The organism is Mucilaginibacter sp. 21P (assembly GCF_019331605.1).
GTDB classification, from domain to species: Bacteria; Bacteroidota; Bacteroidia; order Sphingobacteriales; family Sphingobacteriaceae; genus Mucilaginibacter; species Mucilaginibacter achroorhodeus.
Genome location: NZ_CP063061.1, coordinates 3,568,813 through 3,595,314, shown reverse-complemented (window position 1 = coordinate 3,595,314; position 26,502 = coordinate 3,568,813). Strand labels below are relative to the sequence as shown.

Here is a 26,502-nt window from a genome sequence, read left to right as displayed (position 1 = left end):
CTGGTTATTAATTGTGTTGATAATTGTTGGATCATGTTAACAACTCTGCACCTTATGGAAAGGCACGGTTCATTAATGTACTGGTTTAATCAGTTAATATGAGTACTTTTGACGAAATTTTTTTACAGATAATGACGTATAATTCTAAACCTGCACGAGAAAGTAACCAATTGGTTTTTGGCATCAGAGCCGTAATTGAAGCCATAAATGCAGGTAAAGAAATCGAGTCGCTTTACATACAGCGTGGTCTTGGCGGGCCATTGTTAAACGAGCTTAAGGCAGTACTTCAGGAACATCACATTATAGCCCTGCAGGTGCCGGTAGAGAAACTCAACCGCATCACCATGAAGAACCACCAGGGAGCTATTGCATTTATATCGCCGATAACGTATCAAAAGATAGAAGACATAATTCCTCAGATATTTGAAAAAGGAGAGGTGCCACTGCTACTTATACTTGACAGCATTACTGATGTGCGCAACATGGGTGCTATAGCACGTACGGCAGAATGTGCGGGTGTGCATGCCATTGTAATGCCGGCACGTGGTTCTGCGCAGATAAATCCCGACGCTATCAAAACTTCAGCAGGGGCATTGTATAAAATTCCGGTTTGCCGCCATGATAATTTTATACAAACGGTAAAATTTATACAAGAATCGGGCTTGCAACTGGTTTGCTGTACCGAGAAAACTACCGATTATCTTTACACGCCTGATTATACCGCGCCAACTGCTATCGTAATGGGTTCTGAGGAGGACGGCATCCGAAATGAGATCATCCGTATTAGCGACCATCTTGCCAAAATACCGATGTACGGCGAAATAGAATCTCTTAATGTATCGGTATCAACGGGAATAATTTTATATGAGGCTATAAGGCAGCGCGGCTTCGCCGCAGCTAATTAGATATCTGTGATAAGAGATCAGTTGCATTTTTAACTGATCTGTAATCACATATCTCTGATCACTATTTATGTAAAGCTATAAGGCAGCGCTTTGTCGCTAAATAGAAACAGTGAATTAAAATTATGAAACAAGATAAAATAAGAAGGCCCGATCATTAAAAATTGTCGGGCCTTTATCTTGGTTCTTGATTATAAAAGTCGTGATTCGCTTATCAAACGTATTTTGTTCCAAACTGCTGTTTCACGTCAGCAACTACTTGTTTTACGCCTTGTTCTTCAGATCTTGGGCTGATCATTAGTATGTTATCAGACTCTACTACAATAAAATCATGCAGGCCTTTGATAATTACCAATTTACCTTCCGGAACATTCACCATACAGTTAGATGAGTCATACATGATCACTTTATCAGCTGGGATAACGGCGTTGCCAACATAATCTTTCTCGGCCAGTTGATAGATAGATGCCCAGGTACCCAGGTCGCTCCAACCAAATTCTGAAGGTAGTACGTAAACGTTAGGTGCTTTCTCCATAATTCCGTAATCGATAGAAATATTGATGCAACGTTGGTAAACCTTGTGCACAAATGTTTTTTCTTCATCGGTATTGTAAACAGAACGGGCCTCTGCAAATATCTCGTGCATCTCCGGCAAGTGCTGGTTAAAAGAATCTACAATGGCTTTAGCAGACCATACGAAGATACCCGCGTTCCATAAAAAGTCGCCGCTTTGGATAAAGGTTTTAGCCAGTTCCAATGTTGGCTTTTCTGTAAAGGTCTTCACCTTATGGAAATCATCATTAAGTGTTTCATCTGTGTATTGGATATATCCATAACCGGTATCAGGGCGAGATGGCTTTATCCCCAAAGTGATCAACAGGTCGTTCTCTGAAGCTGTCTTTAACGATTTCTCTATCGCCGTTATAAATGCTGCTTCATCCAATATCAGGTGGTCTGATGGTGCTACCACAATGGCAGCATCAGGGTTCAAGCTTTCAATTTTGAAACAACCGTATGCTACGCAGGGCGCGGTGTTACGCATAACAGGTTCGGTGAGTATCTGGTTATCTGCCATATCCGGCAATTGTTGTTTCACCAGGTCGGTATAGTTTTCGTTGGTAACAACGTAGATGTTCTCTTTCGGACAAACTTTTAAAAAGCGCTCGTAGGTATTTTGAATAAGGGTTTTTCCTGTACCTAAAATATCAATAAACTGCTTAGGGTGTGAGGTGCGGCTTATAGGCCAAAAACGGCTGCCGATGCCGCCTGCCATAATGATGGCGTAGTAGTTGTTATTCATTCTAAACGATAGATTTTAATTTGGCAAAATCCGGGCTAAAGATGTACATTAATTTGAGATTTCAAAACATCGAAAAACTAAATAATTTCAGCCGTTTTTTTACTTTTCATTAAATGTTTAAATCGGTAAATTGTTTTCAAAAAGAATAATCATTTCAGTATAATTTTTTGAAATGAACAGCCGTTTATACTTAGAATTTTGTATTTTCAACCGTATTTCCAAAACGCGCAATCAAGCAATGATCGAGACAAAAAAGTCGCTCTTTGATAATCTCCAAAATTTTTTCGGTTTTGATAATTTTAAGGGAGAACAAGAAGCGATAATCACCAATATTTTAGCAGGGAACGATACATTTGTGATTATGCCTACCGGTGGTGGCAAATCTATGTGTTACCAGTTACCCGCACTTATGAGCGAGGGCACAGCGATTGTGATCTCTCCGCTAATAGCACTAATGAAAAACCAGGTAGACCAGCTACGAGCTTTCGGCGGGTCTGATAGTATTGCACACTTCCTTAACTCTTCATTAACCAAATCAGATATATTAAAAGTTAAAGACGATGTGTTAAGCGGCAAAACAAAACTGCTTTATGTTGCACCGGAGTCTTTAACCAAGCAGGAGAACATTGATTTCTTAAGATTAAACCATGTGTCTTTCGTTGCCGTAGACGAGGCTCACTGTATATCTGAATGGGGGCATGACTTCAGGCCTGAGTATCGTAAGATACGCCAGGTGATCAGCAATATTGGCGATGACATTCCAATCATCGCTTTAACCGCTACCGCAACGCCTAAAGTACAGCAGGATATCCAGAAAAACCTGCAGATGAATAACGCCACGGTGTTTAAATCATCTTTTAACCGCTCAAATCTGTTTTACGAGGTTAGGGCTAAACGCACGGTACTTAAAGAGATTGTAAAGTTTGTAAAGCAAAACCAAGGTAAATCTGGCATTATATATTGCCTTAGCCGTAAAAAGGTGGAGGAAGTTGCCGAGGCGCTTAACCTTAACGGCGTTAGGGCTTTGCCGTACCACGCCGGTTTAGACCCTAAGGTGCGTGCGGATACGCAAGACAAATTCCTGATGGAGGATGTGGAGGTTATTGTAGCTACCATAGCCTTTGGTATGGGTATAGATAAACCCGACGTAAGATACGTAATACACCACGATATGCCTAAGAGCATGGAAGGTTATTACCAGGAGACCGGCCGTGCCGGCCGTGATGGTGGCGAGGGTGTTTGTGTTGCTTTCTACTCTGAAAAGGATATTGATAAGCTGCAGAAGTTTATGAAAGATAAACCTGTAGCCGAACGTGAAATAGGCACCCAGATACTTAAGGAAGTTATTGACTATGCCGAATCATCAGTATGCCGCCGTAAGCAGTTACTGCATTATTTTGGTGAAAACTTTAACGAAGCTGGTTGCAACAACATGTGTGATAATTGCTGTGCACCTAAAACTCATTTCGACGGCGAAGAGCATTTACATTGTGTTTTAAGCCTGATTAAAGCAACAGGAGAAAAATTTGATGATGCGCACATCATCAACATCTTGATGGGCAAAGATGATGCACAGGTAAAAAGTTACGAGCACGATAAACTGCAGGCCTTTGGTTGCGGTAAAGAGCGTGGCGAAAACCTTTGGAACTCACTGCTCCGCCAAGCTTTATTGAATAATTTCGTTTCTAAGGACATAGATAATTACGGGTTGCTGCATTTAACAAAAGCAGGCAATTCGTTCATTGAAAATCCTTACAGCATCAGGTTCCTGCTTAACCGTGATATGGGCCCTACGGATGCTGATGAAGGCGATGAAGGCCCTAAACACGGAGGTGGAGCGCTTGATACGCAGCTGTTGCAGATGCTTAAAGATCTGCGTAAAAAAGTAGCTAAGCAAAAAGGTTTACCTCCATTTGTTATTTTCCAGGATCCGTCATTAGAGGAAATGTGTACGCATTATCCTATCAGTACGGATGAGATGAAGCAAATATCAGGAGTTGGTGCCGGTAAGGCCATGAAGTTTGGCGCGCCTTTTATCGATCTTATCAAGAAATATGTTGAGGATAATGATATTGACCGCCCGGTTGATATGGTGATCAAGAGTGCAGCTAATAAATCGGCACTTAAGGTGTTTATCATTCAGAATATCGACCGCCATTTGGCGCTTGAGGATATTGCTGCTTCAAAAGGCCTTACTTATGAGGAGATATTGAAAGAGGTTGAAACCATCGTAAACTCGGGTACCAAGCTTAACCTTAACTATTATATAGACGAAGTGATAGATGAGGACAAGCAGGACGAAGTATTTGATTACTTTAAAACTGCCGAGTGCGATTCCATAGATTCTGCACTTGCCGAGTTAGGCTCTGACGACTACACCCGCGAAGAAGTTCAACTAATGCGTATCAAGTTCATGAGCGAGTTAGGGAATTAAGCTTGTCAAGGTTAAAGGATAAACAAGAAAGGCCTGAGCAACATGCTCAGGCCTTTCTTGTTTAAACCAATGTAAGTTAAAACCTTTTACCTTTCAGCTTTTACCTCATTTAGCAATTATCATAAACTCTGTTCTACGATTTAACGCACGGTTTTCTTCTGTTGCATTATCTGCTATAGGCTGTGTTTCACCATAACCTTTATAAACCAGACGATCAGCCTTTATTTTTGCTGAGACAAGATATTGGTATACTGAGTTAGCTCGTTTCTCTGAGAGGGTTTGATTAGGGTCTTTGTTACCCACGTTATCTGTAAAACCTGAGATCTCAATTTTGATGGTAGGGTTAACTTCCATAAATTCTACCAGCTTCTGAAGTTCTGCCTTTGATTCCGGTTTAAGATCAAACTTATTTGTATCAAAGAAAATGTTCTTCAAGATCACTTTATTGCCCACTTCAATAGGAGATAACGATACGGTTATGTTAAAAGCTTTTTTATCCTTTAAACCAATAAGCGAGAAATTATCCGAATAGAACAAATAGCCTTCCCGCGAAATATTTAAACCATAGTTTTTACCGGTCGGCAACGTAGCCAAAAATTCGCCAGCATCTTCAGAGCTGTAATCCTGGTAAACAGGAGAGTCCTTTTGCAGATCAATGATCTCAACGGCAGCTTCCAGTGGCGCTTTTGTTTTTTTGTCCAGTACAGTACCTTTAACGTAAGTGACCACTTTAGGGCGAATACGCTCAGGCATTTCAAAGGTATAGATATCGAAACCACCGTAACCTTTTAACGCGTTTGAGGCAAAGAAGGCGTAACTACCATTTGCAGTAAGTGTTAAACCGTTCTCATCACCAGACGAATTAATGGGATAGCCCAGGTTCTCAGGCTTCTGCCATTTGCCGTCTTTACCTAATCTACTAACGAAAAGATCTTTAGCACCCAAACCCGGCCAGCCGCTGCTGCAAAAGTAAAACGTGCTATCGTCCGGGTGAATAAATGGCGATTGCTCATCATAAGCCGTATTGATCCCGGGGCCCATGTTCTCAGGCTCGCTCCAGCCTTTATCTGTAAGGTGAGATTTCCAGATATCATAACCCCCGTAGCCGCCTTTGCGGTTACTTACAAAATACATGGTTCGTCCATCTGCACTTATGGATGGCTGCGCTTCCCATCCGCTGGTATTTAATGGCGCACCAATACTAAAAGGCTTGGCCCAATCGTCACCACGTTTTTGGGCAATATAGATATCACACCTGCCTAAACCATCGGGGCGGTTACATCCTGTAAAGAAAAGGTACTTACCATCCTGCGAGATAGATTGCGCGCCCTCGTTATACATTGGCGTATTGATAATATTGCTGAGATAAGTGGCCTTTTGCCATTTATTGTCAGCTTTCATGCTTTTGTAAAAGTCCTCGTTGTTGTTGATTTTACGGGTAAATATCAATTCAGCTTCGTCTGCAGTGGCAACGGGCAGGTACTCATCATCAGCAGTATTGATCTCGGGCCCCATGTTAATCGGCTTAAAAGCTACCGGATGGGCAATGGCCTGTATGCTGAACTTGCAATCTGCAATTAGCTTTTGTGCATAAGAAATATTTTGCGGAGTATTAGTGGTATAGGTTACATACTTTTCGAGGTGATGTAAGGCTGGCTCATACATGGCAAGCGAAATCTCACTATCAGCGATTTTTAGATAGATACCTTTGTTAAACTCCGGATCAAGGGTGATAACTTTCTGGAATTGCTCTACCGCCGGTTTGTACATCCTTCGCATCCGCAGAACATCTCCAAGTTGCGCATGTGCTTCAATAAATTTACTATCGGCATCAACGGCCTTTTGTAGTAAGGAGATAGCTTCATCGTACAGATGGTCATCTATACTTTGGTTAGCAAGCGCAAAATTTTTAATGGCCTCCTGATTGTTGGTGCTATAACGTTTATCCTGCGCAAAAACAGAAACAGCAACCAGGCAAAAAGTGAATATAAGAAAGCAGAATTTTTGCATCATCAACCTATACGTTAATTGATGCGCTATGTTTCAAAAAGACTATGGAATGTTGAGGTATTTATGTGTTTGCAACGAAATTTCCCATTGGGGGTTTGCCATTACGTAATCTACGATCAACGGCGTCATTTCCTGGTGTTTTGACCATTCAGACTGCAGGTACAATTTACAATCAGGCCCAACCAGGCTGGCATGATGCTCTGCAAAAGCAAAATCAGATTTATTAAAGATGATGACCTTTAGCTCATTGGCCTTGTTGGCAACCTGTTGGGTAGGTGCCTTAAACTTTTTAGGCGAAAGACAGATCCAGTCCCAACTGCCTGAAAGGGGATAAGCACCCGATGTTTCTATAAACGTTTTGATGCCGTTCTGTTGTAGTTGGCCGGTAAGATAATCAAGATTATATATCAGCGGCTCGCCGCCAGTAACCACCACAGCTTTGGATGGGTGCTGCATGGCATTTTTAACTATCGTATCTGAGAGCGTAAGCGGATGCAGCTCAGCATCCCAGCTTTCCTTAACATCGCACCAATGGCAACCTACATCGCACCCGCCGAGGCGGATAAAATACGCTGCCTTACCGGTGTTGTATCCTTCGCCCTGTATCGTGTAAAACTCTTCCATTAAAGGAAGCAATGTGCCATCTTCCGGAACCTGGTGTGCCATAATTAAGGGTGCAAAGGTAAGTTTTTTGAAGGTAAAAGGTTAAAGGCGAAGGGTAAAAGCTTTAAAATGATATTATGCAGATAATTTTAAGCTTACACTTGGGCTTTTACCTTTCAGCTAAAATATTTATAATTACAAAAAATACTGCGTATGAGAAAGTTGTACATCCCAATGTTGCTTGTTGCGTTGTTAGGATTAAGCTCATGCGTTGATATTGAGGAACATTACGATTTCCAGGCAGATGGATCATGCAAGGTTGTTTATGGCTTTGATATGAGTAAAGCGGTTTCTATCCTAATGAACCTGGTTACTGATTCGGTAAGGGCTACACCACAGTTCAGCCTTGCTAAAGATACCACGCTTAATTTTTATGATGCACTGCCTGATAGCTCGGCAGCCAAGCTAAATGCGGAAGAGGCTGCTATGGCCAAAAGCAGCGACCTTTCGGTAAAGATGGAGCTAAACAAAGGCGTTATGCAGGTTAGTATGAGCCACGTTGCTAAAACGCCTGCCGAACTGCAATATTATCTTCAGCATATCTCTACAGTTTCCGTAAATACGCCGGCGGTTGATCTGATAGATCCTAAAAAGGCATCTAAAAATACCAATGCTTTTTCTGTACAGCGCTTTGTTGCCGGGCAGGATTATTATGTTTATGAAGTTACGCCGCACAGTTTCTCACGCATAATAGATAAGATCAAATTTGGAAAGTTTTTACAGAAAACTAAATCGACATTCGCTGCTGCAAAGGCTATGCTAATTGATATGCCCTATAAGGTGGTGATGAATTTTGCACATCCTGTAAAAAAGGTAAGCAATCCTAAAGCCATCCTCTCTGCCGACCGGAAGCAGGTAACGCTTATAACCAACATGGACGACATCATGAAAGACCCTTCATTGATGAACCTTAAAGTTGATTATTAGGGGATGAAATGGTATGCAGTTCCTGATATAAAACAATCATCTGAGCCATTTATTAAGAAGGTTAAAGTTGGCGGTAAAAATATTTGTATCGTCAATTACCAAGATTCTCTTTACGGTGTTGGCGCAATTTGCCCACATGCCGGCGCTGAACTAAGCGGTGGCTGGTGTAAGGATGGCAAGATCATTTGTCCGTTTCACCGCTATGGTTATGATTTGCAAACGGGCAGGGGTAATCCAGGGCAGAATGATTTTATTGAAACTTATCCTATTGAAGTTAGAGATGGTCAACTATACGTTGGCATCGAATCTTTCTGGAACAAAGTATTCGGAAAATAAATCCTTTCAAAAGAAATTTAAAAAATAATTTGCCTTTTTCTTAGGAAATATAGACCCAAACCAATAATTGGCAACATCAATAAAAACAAATAATCGTCTATAGGGCATTTGTAATAATTCTGAGCGAATACACCACCGTACCAAACATAATTAGATGAAGAGGTGCCACCTCTAACAGCGCATTCTCTTTTTGAAGTAGGATTTGGATTAATATAACATGCGTAGTTTCCGGGTGGGCTTGAAATATTTCCATTGTAGACCGGCTTGCCTTGTATATCAGCAGCTTGGGTTGTTGGTACAGAGACACCGGTCAGCAAAGTCCCATAAACATTTGGATAAGCCGGTACTGTGCCATAAGGGTATACGATGATGCAACCCTGAGGAGTTTGAGCGAAAGCATTATAAACAAATAGAACGAATAGAAAAGAAAGAACAATTTTCATGTAACGAATTGATGGGGAATTATCGACCGATAGGTCAAATCATCACTTCGTTTTACGAAAAAACAAGTTAAACGGATACAAAAAAAGCGGATTATATACAACCAAAGCGGTTTTTTTTTCCAAAAATCAGTAAATCAAAAGTTTATCAACTTACGCATAACTTCTACTACAACAGTCGCGAGCCGGTTATTACAGGCAATAATTTATTGATAAACTTCCTTATTCGCAGAAGCCAATGTGTTCTTAAGCAGGCCGATGATCGTCATTAAACCAACGCCGCCCGGAACCGGGGTGATCCATGAAGCTTTCGGTGCTACATTTTCAAAATCGACGTCGCCATAAAGTTTAAAGCCTGACTTTGTAGTGGTTGAGGTTTCTCGGTTCATGCCTACGTCAACAACAACAACACCATCTTTCACCATATCGGCAGTGATAAAATTCTTTTTACCGATAGCAACTATAAGTATGTCTGCATCAAGCGTGAACTTTTTAATATCAGGGGTGCGGCTGTGGCAAATGGTTACTGTGCAATTACCGGGTGTAGTGTTACGCGCCATCAAAATGCTCATAGGCGAACCTACGATATTGCTGCGGCCAACTACCACACAGTGCTTGCCCGCTGTTTCAATACCATATTCTTTAAGCATTAAGGTAATGCCATAAGGTGTAGCGGGGATAAACGAAGGCAGATTGCGTTGCATACGGCCAAGGTTTACAGGATGAAAACCGTCTACATCCTTTTTCGGATCAATGCGTTCGGTTACCTTCTCAGGATCGATATGTTTTGGAAGCGGAAGTTGAACAATAATACCGTCGATATCGGCATCGGCGTTTAGCTCTGCTACTTTTGCAAGCAGTTCTTCTTCAGATACTGTGTCCTCGTAACGTACTAAAGTAGATTTAAAACCTACTTTTTCGCAATTTTTCATTTTGCTGGCAACGTAGGTTTCGCTTCCGCCATCATGGCCTACTAAAACCGCCACCAAGTGAGGCTTACGGCCGGTACGCTGCAAAATTTTAGCTGCCTCTTCGGCAATTTCGCCCTTAAGTTTTTCCGATACGTATTTTCCGTCGAGTAATTGCATTTTGTGAATATTGATAAAAGATGAAGGACAAAAGAAAATCCTTTGTCCTTCGTCGATAAGTTCTTAATCCAATTTCAGTACCGCCATAAACGCGCTTTGTGGTATCTCTACGTTACCTACCTGGCGCATTCGTTTTTTACCGGCTTTTTGTTTCTCTAATAATTTACGCTTACGCGAGATATCACCACCGTAACATTTAGCAGTTACGTCTTTACGCATAGCTTTTACCGTTTCCCGGGCTATGATTTTTGCACCGATAGATGCCTGTATAATGATCTCGAACTGTTGGCGGGGCAAAAGCTCCTTTAACTTTTCGCAGATCTTTTTACCAAAATCATATGAGTTACTGCGGTGTATCAATGATGATAATGCATCAACCGGTTCGGCATTCAAACGGATATCCAATTTCACAAGGTCACTCTGGCGGTAACCTATCTGATGATAATCAAACGAAGCATAACCTTTTGAGATAGTTTTCAATTTATCATAAAAATCAAATACGATCTCGCCCATTGGCATCTCAAAAACAAGCTCAACCCTATCTGAGGTCAGGTACGACTGATTGATGATCATACCACGTTTCTGTATACACAATGACATTACCGGGCCAACAAACTCCGATTTAGTGATAATAGTAGCTTTAATGTAAGGTTCCTCTACAAAATCCATTTTGGATGGATCTGGCAGGTCACTTGGGTTGTTTACCAGCAGTTCTTCACCCTTAGTGGTATATGCAATGTAAGATACGTTGGGAACGGTTGTAATAACCGTCATGTTAAACTCGCGCTCTAAACGCTCCTGGATGATCTCCATGTGCAGCATACCCAGGAAACCGCATCGGAAACCGAAGCCTAAGGCTGCAGATGATTCCGGTTCAAAAACCAGTGAGGCATCATTAAGCTGCAACTTCGCCATCGACTCGCGAAGCTCTTCGTAATCTTCTGTATCAACGGGGTAAATGCCCGCGAACACCATCGGCTTTACCTCCTCGAAACCTTGTATCCCGGCAGCGCAAGGGCGATCGACATTGGTAATGGTATCACCAACTTTTACTTCTTTGGCTTCTTTGATGCCTGAGATGATATAACCTACATCGCCGGTTTTGATAACATCTTTGGCAAGTTGATTCAGTTTTAAAGTACCGATCTCGTCAGCGTTATATTGGCGCTCGGTAGCAACAAATTTAACTTTATCCCCTTTGCGGATCTTACCATTAACTACTTTGAAGTATGCAATTATGCCGCGGAATGAGTTGAAAACCGAATCAAAGATCAAGGCCTGCAGCGGCGCATCCGGGTCGCCGACAGGGGCAGGGACACGCTCAACAACGGCACGCAGAATATCATGCACACCCATGCCTGTTTTGCCAGATGCCGCAAGAATATCCTCGCGTTTGCAACCAATCAAATCAACTATCTGGTCTTTAACTTCTTCGGGCATAGCACCGGGAAGGTCCATTTTATTGAGAACAGGAATGATCTCAAGATCATTTTCTAAAGCAAGATAAAGGTTAGATATGGTTTGCGCCTGTATACCTTGTGATGCATCAACAATCAACAGCGCACCTTCGCAGGCTGCAATTGAGCGTGATACCTCGTAAGAAAAGTCTACGTGGCCGGGTGTATCAATTAAGTTTAAAACGTATTTCTGCCCATCAAGCTCGTAATCCATTTGTATGGCGTGGCTTTTAATGGTTATACCACGTTCGCGCTCAAGGTCCATATCATCAAGTAGTTGGGCCTGTGCTTCGCGCTGGGTAATGGTATTGGTATATTCTAACAACCTATCGGCAAGGGTACTTTTACCGTGGTCAATATGTGCAATAATACAAAAGTTACGGATGTGCTTCATTCAGCCGCAAAAGTACGTTTTTAAGCGGATAAATTGGCATACCTCCAAGCAGATTTAATTGGTGCTGAATTGAACAAACTGCGGCGTTTCTGTTACCGTAATCTTTAGCTTTCCATCAATAACGTTTATTTCCTTGCTGTCCATTTTGTCAGCGCCGGGCATTAGTGTATATAAGTTGATTTTCGAAGCTTTTGCAACAGGCAGGGTATAATCAGCAGTTCTGCCTTTTTGATCTGGCACAGTAAGTACATAAATAATGCTCTTATCTGATATATATTTATCTACCAAAGGATCGGCGTTAATTGTACTAACGTATTTGTAATTGCCCATAAGCTTGCCCGCTTGCAAAACGTAATCTGCGGCAGGGCGACGTTTGAGGCTTTCTGCAAGGCCGGATGTCATGTACTGGCCGGAGTTATTCGGTGCAGCATCAAATAGCTGGTAAAAGAATAAACGATCAATGCCATGTCGCATGTAAAGTAATGCACTGCGTAAAGTCCAATCGGCTTGAGTAAGCAGAGCCGATTTTTTGCCAATTGCCGGTGCGTGCTGGTAACTTTCAGGATTTATATCATACCCCGTCTCGGTTAACCAAACCGGGCGCTTCATTTTGTTGCCCAGTTTCACAAATCCATCTGCCACACGGCCAGATTCTGTAAGCTCGGGCGCCATACCATTACTTGCGCGTTGGTGTGTAAAAACACTCCCATTATTGGCATATAAGTGATAGTTAATTATATCTAAGCAAAGGTCAACGCTACCATCCGACTTTACACCACGAAACTTTTTGCACCAGGCGATCATTCGCTTTACGTAATTAGTGTCTGCGGTGGCAAGCCCGCCCATTACCACCCGCATGTTAGGGTCTGCGGTCTTTACGCCTGCATCTGCGCCAAGCGTGTGTTTATGCCCATCGTAAAAGGCTGAAAGGTTAGCAGCATACTCTTCCGGTGTTTGGGTTGCTTTGTCACCTTTCCACCAGCGGTCGGGCTCGTTGTTGCATTCAATGTATTTGATCAAGCCCAACCCAATCTTAACGGTATTAACTACGTCATTAGTCCAGCGCGGCTTACTATCAACTTTAACTAATTTAGGGTCAATAGCTGTGTTTGAGCCATATCTTGCTGCAAACTGAAACGCTGTGCGCGCCTGATCGATGTAGGACGCAGGCTTACTTCGATCAGCCTTGTAATAAGCTGGTACATTCTCATCGTCGCGATCATCCTCGGGATATGTATTCATCACCCAAACCGGCAGGTTCTTAAGGTCCGCCAAAACCAATATCCCATCGTTCTTGCAGCGCTCATACATTACATCGTAATACCAACTGCCATTGTTTGTTGGATTGTAGGTGTAATCGCCCATCGTGTTTTCTAACTTGTTCCAGTTTAAGTAATGGCGCACAGCGCTAAAGCTCTTGATGATGGCCATGTTCTCTTCGTAAATATGGTTACGATCATTTGGCGCTTTGGGATTTTCCTCAAAATTCCATTCGTAAGCGTTAATGCCGAACATGTTTTTTAACGGTGGCTTACCTGCAGTATCTGATGCCGCAATCGGTTTATCTTTGATAACAGCAACGGTATCTTTTACCAATTTAACAGGCTGCTGCGATCGGCATCGCGAGAAGCTCATGAGCGTAACAGAAAGCGGGAAAAGATATTTGCAGCAAACAGAAAATGTCATTATAAGTGTTCGTTTATTAGCCGGAAAATGCAAATAATAAGCCATGTGCTGTTTAAGAACATGGCTTTCAAATATTAGTTTATGCTTTAATTTAAAACAACATCTCGTTAGGAGGAGTAACGCCCTTTAAACGCAGATAAGGCGTCGTTTGGCCACGGTGGTGTGTTTGGTGTTCAAAGGCTTTGGCCAGTAAAACACCCTTTGTCGTTTTCATTTTACCCATGCTAACTTCTTGTTTAAATTGATCCTCCGTCATGCCCTGTATAGCGTTGATAGCAAAATCATAGCTATCATTAACCGCTTTGGTAACTGCCTCTTTGGTAGGTGGGGTGTTTTTCTCAAGATCATTTTTCATATCTACAGGTTTACCAGCAATAGTGCTTAAGAAAAAGTAATTGGCGTTTGCCAGGTGAAGCATCTGGCCTGCAAATGAGCGCACTTCAGGCGTTGGTTTAAATGTGTAACCATCTGCAGGCATAGCATCCAGATAGGCTTGGGTGTATTTTTTAGCGCGCTGCCACTCGGCCACTATCTGGTCTTTGGTCATTTGTGCAAACGAGGTGCAGGCAAAGCATAGCATTACCAGCACAAGTGATAATTTTTTCATGATTGTTAGTCTGTTAGGTGAATTTAGTTTTCGTTAACTAAGATAACAACAATCCCCTGAAACTTATTCGTTTTTTGTGCCGTAGCCAAACAGGTTCCTCATTTTTATCATGGCCGAAACTTCTACCGGCATGTGATCTTCCCAACCGGCCTGATTGGCTTTAACCATCTCCAATACGCTATCTGTTTCTACCTGCAAATTATTCTTATTATAGTTCTCAATGTCCTCAATTTTATTGTTGACAAGCAGATATTCGTAAAGATCGATGAGGTGGGGTGGCAAGGAGAATTTCTTACTATTCCATATTTCGCCATCGCGAAGGGTAGGATAGATGAACAACTTAACCTCCCGACTGAATAATGTTGCGAATGCCTGTAAAATACCACCCGGAAGGTTTTTGTAATGGTTTTCTGAAAAGATATATTCAAGGTTGGGGTAACCTAAAACTACGCCCAACTTTAGCTTTGTAATTTTCGATAGGTAAGACACCAACTTGTAATATTGATGAAAGTTGGAGATCAATACCGTTTGTCCCAAAGAACAAAGGATGTCTACACGATCCAGAAAGTCTTTTTCGTCGATTTCAGCAGTATCATCTGCGTCGCGCTCTTTTAAGGCCTGCAGCGTAAGTTCAGTTATCAAGGTAACTTTATCCCTGTCTATGTCCGGCTCTGACATGAATTTTTCTACTCCGGTGTTGATCATATCCAGATGCACGTTGATCAAAGGCCTGAAACGGCCACGAACAACTACCACATGTTTTTTGTACAGTACTTCTGATGGTTGCAGGTTTTTCCCATCCGGGCCAAACAATGCAGCATCAGTATAACCTAATGTAACTAAATGCAAGCTCATCAGGCGATTATCTATCTTATCAAAGCCGGGCCCCTCAAAGCGGATCATATCGATCTGTATACGATCCCTGCTCAGATCATCCATCAATGATTCAAGGAAAACCGTTGGGTGGTCTTTATAATAAAAGCAGGCGTACATTAAGTTAACGCCTAATATCCCGGCTGCCTGCTGCTGCAGGTTGTTGTCGTTATCTAACAAATTAACGTGGATAATCACATCATGAAAATCACCATTTGGCTCCATCTGGAAGCGCAGACCCATCCACCCGTGGCCATCATTAGTTTTATGATAATTGAGCGCAGCAAAGGTTGCCGCAAAGGCAAAAAAGGTAGTAGTTTCGCCACGCATGGCAGATAGCCTTTCCATCACCAGGCTATATTCATGGTTAAGCATTGATATCAGGCGAGATTCGCTTACATACCTGCGGGCCTGCTGAACCCCATAAATGGAGTCGGAAAATATCATGTCATAAGCTGACATGGTTTTGGCGATAGTACCTGCAGCGGCACCGGCTTTAAAAAAATGCGCAGCAACGTCCTGCCCGGCGCCTATCTCCGCAAAGGAGCCGTATATTTTGGGGTCGAGGTTAACGGTTAGCGCTTTTTGCTTCGTACTGATGTCTTTTCTGTGGATATCGTTTGTAGCGGATGTAGCCATAATGCAAAGTTACCAAAATAAAAAAGCCCGATATTACTACCGGGCTTCGCAGCCAAATGTTTTATTTATTCGCCTCGTTTTAAACCAAACTTCTCTATCTTGCTATACAGGTGGCTACGCTGTATATCAATATCATCAGCGGTTTTGGATACGTTCCAGTTGTTTTTCTCCAGCTTAAATTTGATGTATTCGCGTTCTGCGTAATCTTTATATTCCTGGAAGTTAGTGAATTTATCATAGTCTGTCTGCGGTGCAGCTGCAGCAGATTCGGCAGCGGCAGAAGCGGTGACCGGGGCAGAAGGGTTAGCAAAAGCCCTAACGTCGCCATCAGTAATGGTCTTATCGCTAAGGATGATTAAACGCTCTACCATGTTCCTTAACTCGCGTATGTTACCTGTCCAAGGCAATCTCTTCATCTCCTCAAGGGCAGCTTCCGAGATCTTTTTAGTAGGCATGCCGTACTCGTTACATATTTCGTCCAGGAAGCTTTGCGTAAGCAATGGGATATCATCTTTACGCTCCACCAATGGCGGTACGTGTATAAGAATAACGCTTAAACGGTGATACAAGTCCATACGGAAATTACCGTCTTCAATCTCCTTAAGCAGGTCTTTGTTAGTTGCCGCAACAACGCGTACATCTACATCTATTTCTTTTTCGCCACCCACACGGGTTATTTTGCTTTCCTGCAAAGCGCGCAATACTTTCGCCTGTGCAGATTGGCTCATGTCGCCAATTTCATCGAGGAATAGCGTTCCACCGTTTGCAGATTCAAATTTACCAATGCGTTGCTTGATAGCTGACGTGAACGAACCTTTCTCGTGTCCAAATAATTCACTCTCGATCAATTCTGATGGAATAGCAGCACAATTTACTTCGATGATAGGCCCGTTTGAACGGTTCGATTTTTCGTGCAGCCAACGGGCTACAAGCTCTTTACCACTACCATTGGCACCGGTAACCAGTACCCGTGCATCTGTAGGGCCAACACGTTCAATAGTTTCTTTGATGCGTAATATAGCCTGAGATTCGCCAAGGATAGGGCGGACCTTTGATACACGGCGTTTTAACGTTTTGGTCTCAACAACCAAACTACCGCGGTCTAATGCATTGCGTACGGTGATTAAAAGACGGTTAAGATCTGGTGGTTTAGAAATAAAGTCAAACGCACCTTTTTTGCTGGCTTCAACAGCAGTTTCAACCGTGCCATGGCCTGATATCATTATAAAAGGCAGATCTGGTTTAATGAGCAGGCCTTCGGTCAATACCTCCATGCCGTCCATCCGGTTCATTTTAATATCGCACAGTACAAGGTCGTAGTCATTCTTGCGGATCAGCTCAAGACCATCAATCCCGTTGTCTATATCTTCAACTGTGTAGTCTTCGTATTCAAGTATCTCGCGAAGGGTGCTGCGGATAGCCCTTTCATCATCGATGATTAAGATTTTAGCCATGTGTTGTAAACTGTTTTTTAGGCGTAATGTTTTGCGACTAATATAAAAAATGTATAGTTTTTTAAACACCGTTTATTTTGCGGCTTAAAAACAAAAAAGCACCGCAAAATGCAGTGCTTTTTATGAAGATTATGCAAATCTTAAGTGGTATAACCTAATATCTTCAATACTTGCTTACTGTTCTGTTCTTCGCCAAAAACCTCAAAATTAAAGGTTTCATCACGATTGCGGCGTATAATTACATGCTTAGGAGATGGCAGCAGGCAATGGTGTATACCACCATAACCGCTCAATACTTCCTGGTAGGCACCGGTGTTAAAGAAACCAAGGTACTGCACCTTACGTGTCTTAGGCATGTACACGCTGTTCATATGTGCTTCCTGGTTATAATAATCCTGCCCGTCGCAGGTTATACCACCGAGGTTAACGCGCTCGTATTCACTATCCCAATTGTTGATTGGTAACAGAATGTATTTTTGATTTAACGCCCAAACATCAGGCAGGTTGGTAATGAACGAGCCATCCAGCATCAGCCATTTCTCTCTGTCGTTCTGTTGTTTACGACCAAGCACTTTATATAAAATGCCGGAAGCCTCTGCAACAGTATATTTACCGAACTCAGTAATAATATCCGGTTCAATAGTGTCATGTTCGGCGCAGATCTCTTTAATACGGCTCACGATCTCGTTGATCATGTACTCGTAATCAAAATCAAACACCAGCGAGTCTTTAAAAGGCATGCCGCCACCAATATCCAAAGTATCCAAATGCGGATTAACCTTTTTGAATTTACAGTAAAGCGTTACATATTTCTCCAGCTCGTTCCAGTAATAAGGTGTATCTGAAATACCTGAGTTGATAAAGAAGTGCAGCAACTTAACCTGGAAATTTGGGTTGTTTTCTATTTTGTTGTGATAGAAATCTATCACATCTTCCATACGCACACCAAGGCGCGAAGTGTAAAACTGCGAGTCAGGTTGTTCCTCAGCCGCTATGCGTATACCCAGGTTACATGGCGTATCTAATTCGACTTCATCATCGTAGAGATTAAATTCTTCCTTGTTGTCCAAAACAGGTATAATGTTATGGAAACCATCGTGGAGCATATCAATAATGTACTGCTTGTATTGGAAAGTTTTAAAGCCGTTACAAATAACAGTCATGTCTTTTGTTAAGGCGCCTTTCTTCTCCAAAGCATCTATCATCGGCATATCAAAAGCTGATGATGTTTCCAGGTGGATATCATTGCGTAGCGCTTCTTCTACGATATGCTTAAAGTGCGAGCTTTTGGTACAGTAGCAATACTTATAGCTACCGCGATAGTTGTTTTTTATGATAGCCTGCTGAAAAAGCAGTTTAGCCTGCTGTATCTTCTTGCTGATCATGGGCAGGTAAGTGAAGCGCAGGGGAGTGCCATACGTTTCAATCATCTCCATCAAATTGAGGTCGTTAAAGTATAATTCGTCCTCTATTATCTCAAAACCTTCCTGTGGAAAACCAACGCTCAGATCAAGAAATTCCTGGTAACTCTGCATTCTCTGATTTTTTTGGCAAAAATGTAATTTTTTAACGGATTATTTGCCAAAAAATTTGCGGCAAATTATAGGTACAATGTAATTTATTAGTGATGGAAATTTACGTTATTAGTTTAGCAACCTGGCGCCTTATAAAGGTATTGCGAACGCAGTGGCGCAAATTTTTTTCAAAGACTTATATACCCTTAGTCAATTGAGGGCAAATGCACTTCTGCCATCATACACCTGGCGCTGCCGCCACCATTGGTTTCAATGGTGCTTATATCAGCATAAACCAACTTGCCATATTTTTCAAGAGCGCTTTTTTGTCCCGAAGTCAACGAATCAAATGCAGCCTTTGACATTACGATAAGCGTATTGCCGGATGTGTTTTTCACTTCCAGCATATTACCGGCAAAGTGGTTCATCTGGTCGAAAGTAATATTGATAATTTCCTTTCCCGCATCTTGTAGTGATTTTATAACAAGTTCTTTTTCAGACGTATCACTGATGCTATCTAAACAAATAACTGCGAATGCGGTGCCCAAGGCCATAAGCACATTGGTGTGGTAAATGGCTTGTCCATTCTGGTCAAAGGCGTCAAAAGTTACCGCTTTATAGCCTGTATAATCACAATATGCTTTTAACACTTCCGCGTTAGTACGTGGCGATAAACAGGCGTAGGCAATTTTATTTGGCCTGTCTAACACCATACTCCCCGTGCCTTCTAAAAACTCATTCTTCTGTTCAAAACGACTTAGATCTATCACGTGTTTAGCCGCAAAGCTTTCCTCTAATTGCCCGATGATATCCTCACGGCGCTCCAGCCTCCGATTTTCGGCTTGCATTGGGTAAAGGATAATATCGCCATTATCGTGAAACGAAACCCAGTTGTTGGGAAATATGGAATCAGGTGTATGCGGTTCAGGTGTATCATTTATCACGATAACATTTACGCCATTATCTCGAAGTATCTGTACGAAGTTGTCAAACTCAGCTATCGCTTTTCGCTGTACTGCTTGTTGGTCGTCATCCTTATTCTGAAAGGCGTTACTTTCTGCCGTTTGAGCATTAAAACCGAATGCTACCGGACGGATCATCAATATATTGGATGTACTTTGGCTCATTAGTTCATTTGTTTATTGGTGTATTAGGTTAATAGCATTTTGAAAAGACCAATGAACTATTGAACCAGTGAACCAATTATTAAATTGCTTCTCTCGTCAATGGCATACTCATACAATGGAAACCACCGCGTGCGCGAGAAAGCTCCGCCGAGGGCATTAGTATCAGCGTGTCTTTCATAGTCGTAGGATCAAGCTCATCGTTCTCCAGCTTTTGTAAAACTGATTTTACATTGAGCACTTTAAAGCCATTCTTTTTAAAAGCTTCAACAGTTTTGTTATTACGATCGTAGCCTAATACAACGCCGTCTTTTAACGCCAGCAAATTACAGCTATCTGTCCATTGCTCACGGGCATCAAAAGGAAACTCGTTGTTACCAGAATAAATAAATTTCACATCGCCGGCGCAGCCCAGGTCATTTTTACTTATGTCTGTTAAAAGGTCTTCAAGACTATCAAAAGTGCGTGGCTTTTGGCCGTTCTCAAATTGCACTATTTCCGGCTTATCTTTATCTTTTTTGTCGGCAAACCAATTGATGGGTTCATGTTCTGATTGTGCAGGCTCAGTAATAGATAAAGATTTTAGCATTACCCATGTGTTACGTTTAACCTGAGTAAACACCGTATCAATATGCATGTAATCGCGTTTGTGCGGTATTTTTACAACGGTAACCTTGTTTACCACGTTATTCGCAAACAGCAGCTTTATAGCTTCATTGGCACCGCTTATTGAGGTACGCTCGCTACAGCCTATCAACAAATGCTGCGGACTAACCATCATTACGTCGCCACCCTCAAGTGTGGTTTTTTGCTCTTGTTCTTCGCCCGGGCGTAAAAAATGCTGCACGGTGTCAGGTATTTCCAGTATGTTATCACGATATGCTGCAAACAACGGGTGGTTAAAGAAAATATAGCGTACCAGCAAAGTTTCTCGTGAGCGGGCCTTTTTCGCCGGCTTGTTCAGCAACATAAAATTGTTGATGGCAATGCCAATGTCCCGTGTAAATATCAAGTTAGGGATAGGCGCAAAGATCATGGTATCATCGTTTAACGAACCGGAGATAAATATCTTGGCCAATTCAACGGGATCGGTATCTATTAATTGCAATTGCAAACGATAGGTGCAATTCTCTATCGCGCAGACCGAAGCCACCAATTTCTTTCGAATATCAACCTGCTTCAGTATATCACTTAGCAGGGTTTGAATCTCGATCACCTTATCAGAATTGTGAAAACCGGCATTGTCCGGTTTAAAAAAGGCCCGATCGCTTGCGGCGCTGTCGATTTCGCTCAGTTTGCCTTTAATCTTATCTGGATCAAGGAAATACATCAATAACTTAATGTAATAATCGTACTCCTTGCGGCGCATGGTTTCCAGGTGAACAATGTCCTCAAACAACCAATCCTGTGCTTTAGATGGCACCACTTTACCAAGGCCGCTATCTGGGCTGTGTACAAGTAATGCTTTAAGGTTACCAATTTCAGAGGTTACATCAAGTTTAAAATCGTTGTTTACAGGCAGCATAAATAGGTTATGTTCACTAACAAAGTTAGGAAATTTTGCCGAGAGGATAGCAGTTCATAGTTGATGGTTAGTTGTTCTTAGCAATGCATTGTCACGTTATCTTAACCATGAACTATTATCATGAACCATGAACCAAACAAATTATTAATTTTGCGCGATGGATTTTATTATTGAGGCCGTTATTAAAGCCGTTAAGGACCTGTATCAAACCGATATTGATGCTAATGCTGTAAACCTGCAGGAAACCCGCAAGGAGTTTGAAGGGCAGGTAACCGTAGTTACGTTTCCATTTACAAAAGTATCGCGCAAAGGACCTGAGCAAACCGGTACCGAGATAGGTGAATATCTAAATGCTAACGTTAACGAAGTAGCATCTTGCAACGTTATAAAAGGCTTCCTTAATATTTCCATAGCCGATGAGTATTGGGTGGCGCAGCTAAATAATACTATCCTTACTGATGATTTTGCAGTTGCGAAACCGAACGGCAAAAAAGTGATGGTTGAGTATTCATCGCCAAATACCAACAAACCGCTGCACCTTGGGCACATTCGTAATAACCTGTTAGGTTTTTCACTTTCTGAGATTTTGTCTGCGGCTGGTTATGAGGTAATAAAGGCTAACCTGGTTAATGACAGGGGTATCCACATCTGTAAAAGTATGCTGGCCTGGCAGCAGTTCGGGAATGGTGAAACACCACAAAGCTCTGGCTTAAAAGGTGACCACCTTGCCGGTAAATATTACGTATGGTTCGATAAGGCTTATAAACAACAAATAATCGAGCTGATTGAAGAAGGGCAGACTGAAGAGGAAGCTAAGAAAAATGCCCCTTTGATAAAGCAAGCGCAGGAAATGTTGCAGAAATGGGAGGCTGGAGACGAAGAAGTGATCAGCCTTTGGAAAACGATGAATGGCTGGGTTTACGATGGTTTTGCTGAAACCTACAAAGCCTTAGGCGTAAGCTTTGATAAATATTATTACGAAAGCGATACTTACCTTTTAGGTAAAGATATAGTTGAAGAAGGCCTCCAAAAAGGTGTTTTCTTTAAAAAGGAAGATGGCTCTGTTTGGATAGATCTTACAGCGGATGGCCTTGATCAAAAGCTGGTTCTTCGTACTGATGGTACTTCGGTTTATATTACCCAGGATCTGGGCACCGCACAACTTAAATACAACGACTTCCACATGGATGAGTCTATTTACGTGGTGGGCAACGAGCAGGATTACCATTTTAAAGTACTGTTCCTCATCCTTGATAAATTAGGTAAGAGCTGGGCAAAAGGGTTGAACCATCTGTCATACGGCATGGTCGATCTTCCGTCGGGAAAAATGAAATCCAGGGAGGGAACAGTTGTTGATGCAGACGACCTGATGGCTGATATGTACAGCACGGCCAAAGAACAAACGGATGCAGCAGGCAAAGTTGAAGGTTTATCAGACAGTGAAAAAGATGCCTTGTACCACACCATCGGTATGGGTGCTCTAAAGTATTTCCTGCTAAAGGTAGACCCCAAGAAGCGCCTGTTATTTGATCCTAATGAGTCTGTAGATTTTCAAGGTCATACAGGTCCATTTATCCAATATACGCACGCACGTATCAAGTCTGTTTTGGCTAAAGCAGGTTACACCGGGGCAACGCCTACGCTAACCAACGAGTTAGATGGTGTAGAGCGTGATCTGATCGTTAGCTTAACAAAGTTCCCGGAAACTATAATAGAGGCAGCTAAGGGGCATAGTCCGGCTGTAATTGCTAACTATGTTTATGAGGTGGCTAAAAACTATAATAAGTTTTACCATGAAAAATCCATAAACCAGGCCGAAACAGAAGATCTTAAACAATTTAGGATGCAATTATCTGCAGCAACGGCAAACGTTATTAATCGAAGTATGAAACTTTTAGGAATAGAAGTACCAGAACGAATGTGATTTTATAGATTCAAGAAAAATAAGACAATAAAAAAGTCCTTTGCGGTAAGCAAGGGACTTTTTTTTAAAAGTTAAAATTTTGACTCTAACTCTTTATCTCGTACAAATTATCTCCAGTGTCCTCTGCGCCAGGCATAACCACGATTGCTGCGGTACCAACTGCCTTGTACATAAACACGGTTAGGGTGTGGGCGGGTGTAGTAACCGTTTACGTATACATACCTGTTACGGCGGTATGCCCATTCTCCGGGTACCCAATAAGCACCGGCATAAGGTGGAGCGGGGCGTACATAAACTGGCTCAACAGGCTGATCGGCTACATAATAGTCGCTGGCACATGATGACAAGAACAGCGACCCCGCTATTGCTGCCACAAATCCAAATTTTTCTATCGTCTTCATCTGTGATGTAATTTGAATATAAGACGTTTAAGAAATAAAATGGTTTAAATTGATAGCTGGGATTTAAAGTTAACAAGCAGGAATCAAAAATAGCCAGCAATTTGTTACGGGAGGCATCATTAAAACGGCAATTATCGATTTAAGATACTTTGAATTTTGTTATCACCGCGCGGTTAATGCCACTTATGCAAATTTCTCAGCTACTACAAGTTCTTTACTACCTGCAGCATACTGGTAAAAACCGCTTCCACTTTTAACGCCAAGGTGGCCAGCGGTAACCATATTTACAAGAAGCGGACAAGGCGCATACTTTGGATTGCCAAAGCCGTTGTGCAACACTTTCAATATGGCAAGGCAAACATCAAGGCCAATAAAATCAGCCAGTTGCAGCGGGCCCATAGGGTGGGCCATACCCAATTTCATTACTGTATCTATCTCATTTACACCGGCCACGCCTTCAAATAAGGTGTAAATGGCCTCGTTTATCATCGGCATTAATATCCGGTTGGCCACAAAGCCGGGATAATCATTCACCTCAACAGGGTCTTTACCCAGTTGGCACGATAATTCCATTATGGTTTTGGTCACAGCATCAGTTGTAGCATACCCACGTATCACCTCTACCAGTTTCATCACAGGCACCGGGTTCATAAAGTGCATACCAATCACATTGGCAGGATTGCTGGTAACTGCGGCTATTTCAGTAATTGATATGGATGATGTATTTGATGCCAGGATAGATTCGGGCTTGCAAATTTCACTAAGCTGTTTAAAAAGTTTGAGTTTTATATCCCGATTTTCGGTTGCAGCTTCAACAACCAGATCGGCATGAGCAGCGCCTTCTGCCACATCAGTATAGGTTTTGATGTTAGCGAGTGTAGTGGTTTTTACTCGTTCATCTATAGTCCCTTTTTTAATCTGGCGATCAAGGTTACCGGCAATGGTTTGCAGCGCTCTTTGCAGTGCAGCTTCATTGATATCAACAAGCGACACGCTGAAGCCATTTTGCGCAAATGTATGCGCAATGCCGTTACCCATAGTGCCCGATCCGATAACTGTAATGTTTTTCATGCTCATCATTGGTTTACACAAACATCCTTAATTTATAACGAAATGTAGTTCCCTGCATCAATTATTGTAAGCTTATCGATGGTTTCCAACGAAGGCACACGACCAAGATGGGGCAGACCCGTGTAATCAATGATGTAATCTTCCGTAGATGCATTTTTTTCACCATTAAAAATAATGCCTTTTATGTTGATATTTCTGCTTTTCAATGCCTCGACAGACAATAAAGTGTGATTAATGCTGCCCAAATAATTTTGAGAAATCAGTATAACCGATGCATCCAATTGTTTTATCAGATCAATGATCATGGCGTGGCCATTTAGCGGCACCATTAAACCGCCCGCGCCTTCTATCAGCAAGGTGTTTTCAGTTTGGGGGGCAATAATAGTTTTTTCGTCAATGGTTATCCCATCCAAAGCCGCAGATTTATGCGGTGAATAGGGTTGCGTTAAGCGATAAGCCTCGTTATAAAAAATCGTTTTATCATTACTTACCAGGCTTTTTACTTTTAGCGTGTCTGAGTCATGCAGATCGCCGGATTGTATCGGTTTCCAATAGTCAGCCTTTAATTTCTCAACTAAAATGGCAGAGATCAATGTTTTACCAATCCCGGTGCCAATACCGGTCACAAATATTTTATTGCTCATTTATAATAATATTTATAGCTGATGCTACCTTGATTATTTCTTCTGCAGTATTAAAGGCATGCAAACAAATACGTATGCGTTCTGCGCCTAATGGTACGGTTGGGCTCATGATCGCCCTCACGTCAAAGCCTTCATGTTGTAAAGACATTGCAGCCGCTTTTGCCTTATCGTTACTGTACAAAACAATACATTGTATCGCACTATTACTTTCTATAAGTGCCGAAGAAAAAACATGTTGTTTAAACAAAGCAATGTTAGCTTTTAAACGCTGCACCGTTTCTTCTGATTGATTTAAAAGCTCATAAGCCATCTTAATAGACGCCACTTGATTAAAAGAAGCGGCAGTTGTGTAGATAAAAGATCGTGCAAAGTTGATCAAATAGTTGCGCATCAGATCAGTCCCTAATACAACGGCTCCGTGTACACCCATGGCTTTACCAAATGTTACGACACGTGCGAAAACTTTATCCTCCAAACCCAGATGGCTTATTAAACCGGCAGGGTACAGGCCAACAGCATGTGCCTCATCAATAATTAAATTGGCTTGGTATTTAGCTGTCAATTCAACGATCTCTTGTAAAGGCGGCTCATTACCATCCATAGAATAAACGCTCTCGACTACAACATAGCAATTTCCTTTGGCCACCTTAAGCTTTGCTTCAAGGCTGCCAACATCATTATGCTTAAAGCTGTACCGATTGGCTAAACTTAAGCGGGCACCATCAATTATAGAGGCGTGGATAAGCTCGTCATGTAAAATGGTATCACCTTTTTGCGGCAGGGAAGAGAATAACCCTATATTGGCATCATAACCTGAATTAAAAAGTAAGCCGGCTTCAGCGTTGTGAAATTCTGCGATCTGCTTTTCGAGTTCTTTGGTATATTTTAAATTACCGGATATTAAACGAGAACCTGTTGAACCGTTTAAAGCGTGATTACCGTCTGTTTCTTTTCTAATCAACTCCTTTAATTCTATGGAGCGTGCAAAACCCAGGTAATCATTAGAGCAAAAATCTATCAGACTGCTTTCGGACTTTAGCGAACGTAATGAACCCATGGCAGCGCGCTGCTCCAATTTGGACTGCATAT

The 26,502-nt window shown here is 42.0% G+C and carries 22 protein-coding genes; 5 read left to right on the top strand and 17 right to left on the bottom strand.

All coding sequences use genetic code 11. The features are described from left to right. The first annotated feature begins 131 nt into the window (after nucleotides 1-131). Nucleotides 132-905 (top strand): 23S rRNA (guanosine(2251)-2'-O)-methyltransferase RlmB, encoded by a 774-nt coding sequence (rlmB, locus tag INP83_RS15975; RefSeq protein WP_219125052.1) that lies wholly within the window; start codon nucleotides 132-134, stop codon nucleotides 903-905. 211 nt (nucleotides 906-1,116) lie between these two features. Here rlmB and INP83_RS15970 read toward each other — a convergent pair whose 3' ends face one another. Next, a complete protein-coding gene (locus INP83_RS15970) occupies nucleotides 1,117-2,202 on the bottom strand; it encodes a mannose-1-phosphate guanylyltransferase (RefSeq protein WP_219125051.1) in 1,086 nt (361 codons plus the stop codon). Nucleotides 2,203-2,443: 241 nt separating this feature from the next. On the opposite strand from INP83_RS15970, the gene recQ reads away from it, so the two are divergent. Then, the gene (gene recQ / locus INP83_RS15965; protein WP_219127709.1) at nucleotides 2,444-4,636 is read left to right on the top strand and encodes a DNA helicase RecQ; all 2,193 of its coding nucleotides are present in this window, start codon (nucleotides 2,444-2,446) and stop codon (nucleotides 4,634-4,636) included. A gap of 105 nt (nucleotides 4,637-4,741) precedes the next feature. On the opposite strand, the gene INP83_RS15960 is transcribed toward recQ, so the two are convergent. Both INP83_RS15960 and INP83_RS15955 read right to left on the bottom strand, forming a co-directional pair. Then, a complete protein-coding gene (locus tag INP83_RS15960; RefSeq protein WP_255563172.1) occupies nucleotides 4,742-6,649 on the bottom strand; it encodes an OmpA family protein in 1,908 nt (635 codons plus the stop codon). A gap of 39 nt (nucleotides 6,650-6,688) precedes the next feature. Further along, on the bottom strand, nucleotides 6,689-7,312 hold the full coding sequence (locus INP83_RS15955) for a 7-carboxy-7-deazaguanine synthase QueE (protein WP_219125050.1): 624 nt from the start codon (nucleotides 7,310-7,312) through the stop codon (nucleotides 6,689-6,691). A 150-nt stretch (nucleotides 7,313-7,462) separates the two neighbouring features. Between INP83_RS15955 and INP83_RS15950 the strand changes: the two genes are divergently transcribed. Together INP83_RS15950 and INP83_RS15945 are read left to right on the top strand one after the other, a co-directional pair. Then, nucleotides 7,463-8,236 (top strand): hypothetical protein, encoded by a 774-nt coding sequence (locus tag INP83_RS15950; protein ID WP_219125049.1) that lies wholly within the window; start codon nucleotides 7,463-7,465, stop codon nucleotides 8,234-8,236. A 3-nt stretch (nucleotides 8,237-8,239) separates the two neighbouring features. Further along, a complete protein-coding gene (locus tag INP83_RS15945) occupies nucleotides 8,240-8,572 on the top strand; it encodes a Rieske 2Fe-2S domain-containing protein (RefSeq protein ID WP_219125048.1) in 333 nt (110 codons plus the stop codon). A 17-nt stretch (nucleotides 8,573-8,589) separates the two neighbouring features. Here INP83_RS15945 and INP83_RS15940 read toward each other — a convergent pair whose 3' ends face one another. From INP83_RS15940 to INP83_RS15895, 10 genes are all read right to left on the bottom strand, one after another. Next, entirely contained in the window at nucleotides 8,590-9,015 is a 426-nt protein-coding gene (locus INP83_RS15940; protein WP_219125047.1) for a hypothetical protein, read from the bottom strand. 203 nt (nucleotides 9,016-9,218) lie between these two features. Further along, the gene (locus tag INP83_RS15935; protein ID WP_219125046.1) at nucleotides 9,219-10,100 is read right to left on the bottom strand and encodes a bifunctional 5,10-methylenetetrahydrofolate dehydrogenase/5,10-methenyltetrahydrofolate cyclohydrolase; all 882 of its coding nucleotides are present in this window, start codon (nucleotides 10,098-10,100) and stop codon (nucleotides 9,219-9,221) included. 63 nt (nucleotides 10,101-10,163) lie between these two features. Continuing rightward, nucleotides 10,164-11,951, bottom strand: coding sequence for a translation elongation factor 4 (lepA, locus tag INP83_RS15930; protein WP_219125045.1), 1,788 nt, complete (start codon nucleotides 11,949-11,951; stop codon nucleotides 10,164-10,166). Between the two features lie 54 nt (nucleotides 11,952-12,005). Next, on the bottom strand, nucleotides 12,006-13,637 hold the full coding sequence (locus INP83_RS15925) for a hypothetical protein (protein ID WP_219125044.1): 1,632 nt from the start codon (nucleotides 13,635-13,637) through the stop codon (nucleotides 12,006-12,008). 91 nt (nucleotides 13,638-13,728) lie between these two features. Next, the gene (locus INP83_RS15920; protein WP_219125043.1) at nucleotides 13,729-14,244 is read right to left on the bottom strand and encodes a DinB family protein; all 516 of its coding nucleotides are present in this window, start codon (nucleotides 14,242-14,244) and stop codon (nucleotides 13,729-13,731) included. Between the two features lie 63 nt (nucleotides 14,245-14,307). After that, nucleotides 14,308-15,756 carry a TonB-dependent receptor gene (locus INP83_RS15915; protein WP_219125042.1) on the bottom strand — a complete coding sequence of 483 codons (1,449 nt, stop codon included), beginning with the start codon at nucleotides 15,754-15,756 and terminating at the stop codon, nucleotides 14,308-14,310. A 65-nt stretch (nucleotides 15,757-15,821) separates the two neighbouring features. Beyond that, nucleotides 15,822-17,210 carry a sigma-54 dependent transcriptional regulator gene (locus INP83_RS15910; RefSeq protein ID WP_146270915.1) on the bottom strand — a complete coding sequence of 463 codons (1,389 nt, stop codon included), beginning with the start codon at nucleotides 17,208-17,210 and terminating at the stop codon, nucleotides 15,822-15,824. Between the two features lie 140 nt (nucleotides 17,211-17,350). Further along, nucleotides 17,351-18,745 carry an arginine decarboxylase gene (locus INP83_RS15905; protein ID WP_146270917.1) on the bottom strand — a complete coding sequence of 465 codons (1,395 nt, stop codon included), beginning with the start codon at nucleotides 18,743-18,745 and terminating at the stop codon, nucleotides 17,351-17,353. 185 nt (nucleotides 18,746-18,930) lie between these two features. Further along, on the bottom strand, nucleotides 18,931-19,851 hold the full coding sequence (gene ctlX, locus INP83_RS15900) for a citrulline utilization hydrolase CtlX (protein WP_219125041.1): 921 nt from the start codon (nucleotides 19,849-19,851) through the stop codon (nucleotides 18,931-18,933). Nucleotides 19,852-19,930: 79 nt separating this feature from the next. Then, the gene (locus tag INP83_RS15895) at nucleotides 19,931-21,373 is read right to left on the bottom strand and encodes an arginine deiminase family protein (RefSeq protein ID WP_219125040.1); all 1,443 of its coding nucleotides are present in this window, start codon (nucleotides 21,371-21,373) and stop codon (nucleotides 19,931-19,933) included. Nucleotides 21,374-21,530: 157 nt separating this feature from the next. On the opposite strand from INP83_RS15895, the gene argS reads away from it, so the two are divergent. Next, nucleotides 21,531-23,297, top strand: coding sequence for an arginine--tRNA ligase (argS, locus tag INP83_RS15890; RefSeq protein ID WP_219125039.1), 1,767 nt, complete (start codon nucleotides 21,531-21,533; stop codon nucleotides 23,295-23,297). Nucleotides 23,298-23,404: 107 nt separating this feature from the next. On the opposite strand, the gene INP83_RS15885 is transcribed toward argS, so the two are convergent. From INP83_RS15885 to INP83_RS15870, 4 genes are all read right to left on the bottom strand, one after another. Beyond that, nucleotides 23,405-23,698, bottom strand: a complete 294-nt coding sequence (locus INP83_RS15885) for a YXWGXW repeat-containing protein (protein ID WP_146271574.1) — start codon at nucleotides 23,696-23,698, stop codon at nucleotides 23,405-23,407. A 183-nt stretch (nucleotides 23,699-23,881) separates the two neighbouring features. After that, nucleotides 23,882-24,775 (bottom strand): 3-hydroxybutyryl-CoA dehydrogenase, encoded by an 894-nt coding sequence (locus tag INP83_RS15880; protein ID WP_370630623.1) that lies wholly within the window; start codon nucleotides 24,773-24,775, stop codon nucleotides 23,882-23,884. 26 nt (nucleotides 24,776-24,801) lie between these two features. After that, nucleotides 24,802-25,413: a dethiobiotin synthase gene (gene bioD, locus INP83_RS15875; RefSeq protein ID WP_219125037.1), complete on the bottom strand. Its 612-nt coding sequence runs from the start codon at nucleotides 25,411-25,413 to the stop codon at nucleotides 24,802-24,804. Continuing rightward, on the bottom strand, nucleotides 25,403-26,500 hold the full coding sequence (locus INP83_RS15870) for an 8-amino-7-oxononanoate synthase (protein WP_219125036.1): 1,098 nt from the start codon (nucleotides 26,498-26,500) through the stop codon (nucleotides 25,403-25,405). The genes bioD and INP83_RS15870 overlap by 11 nt, the downstream gene beginning before the upstream one ends. Nucleotides 26,501-26,502 lie beyond the last annotated feature (2 nt).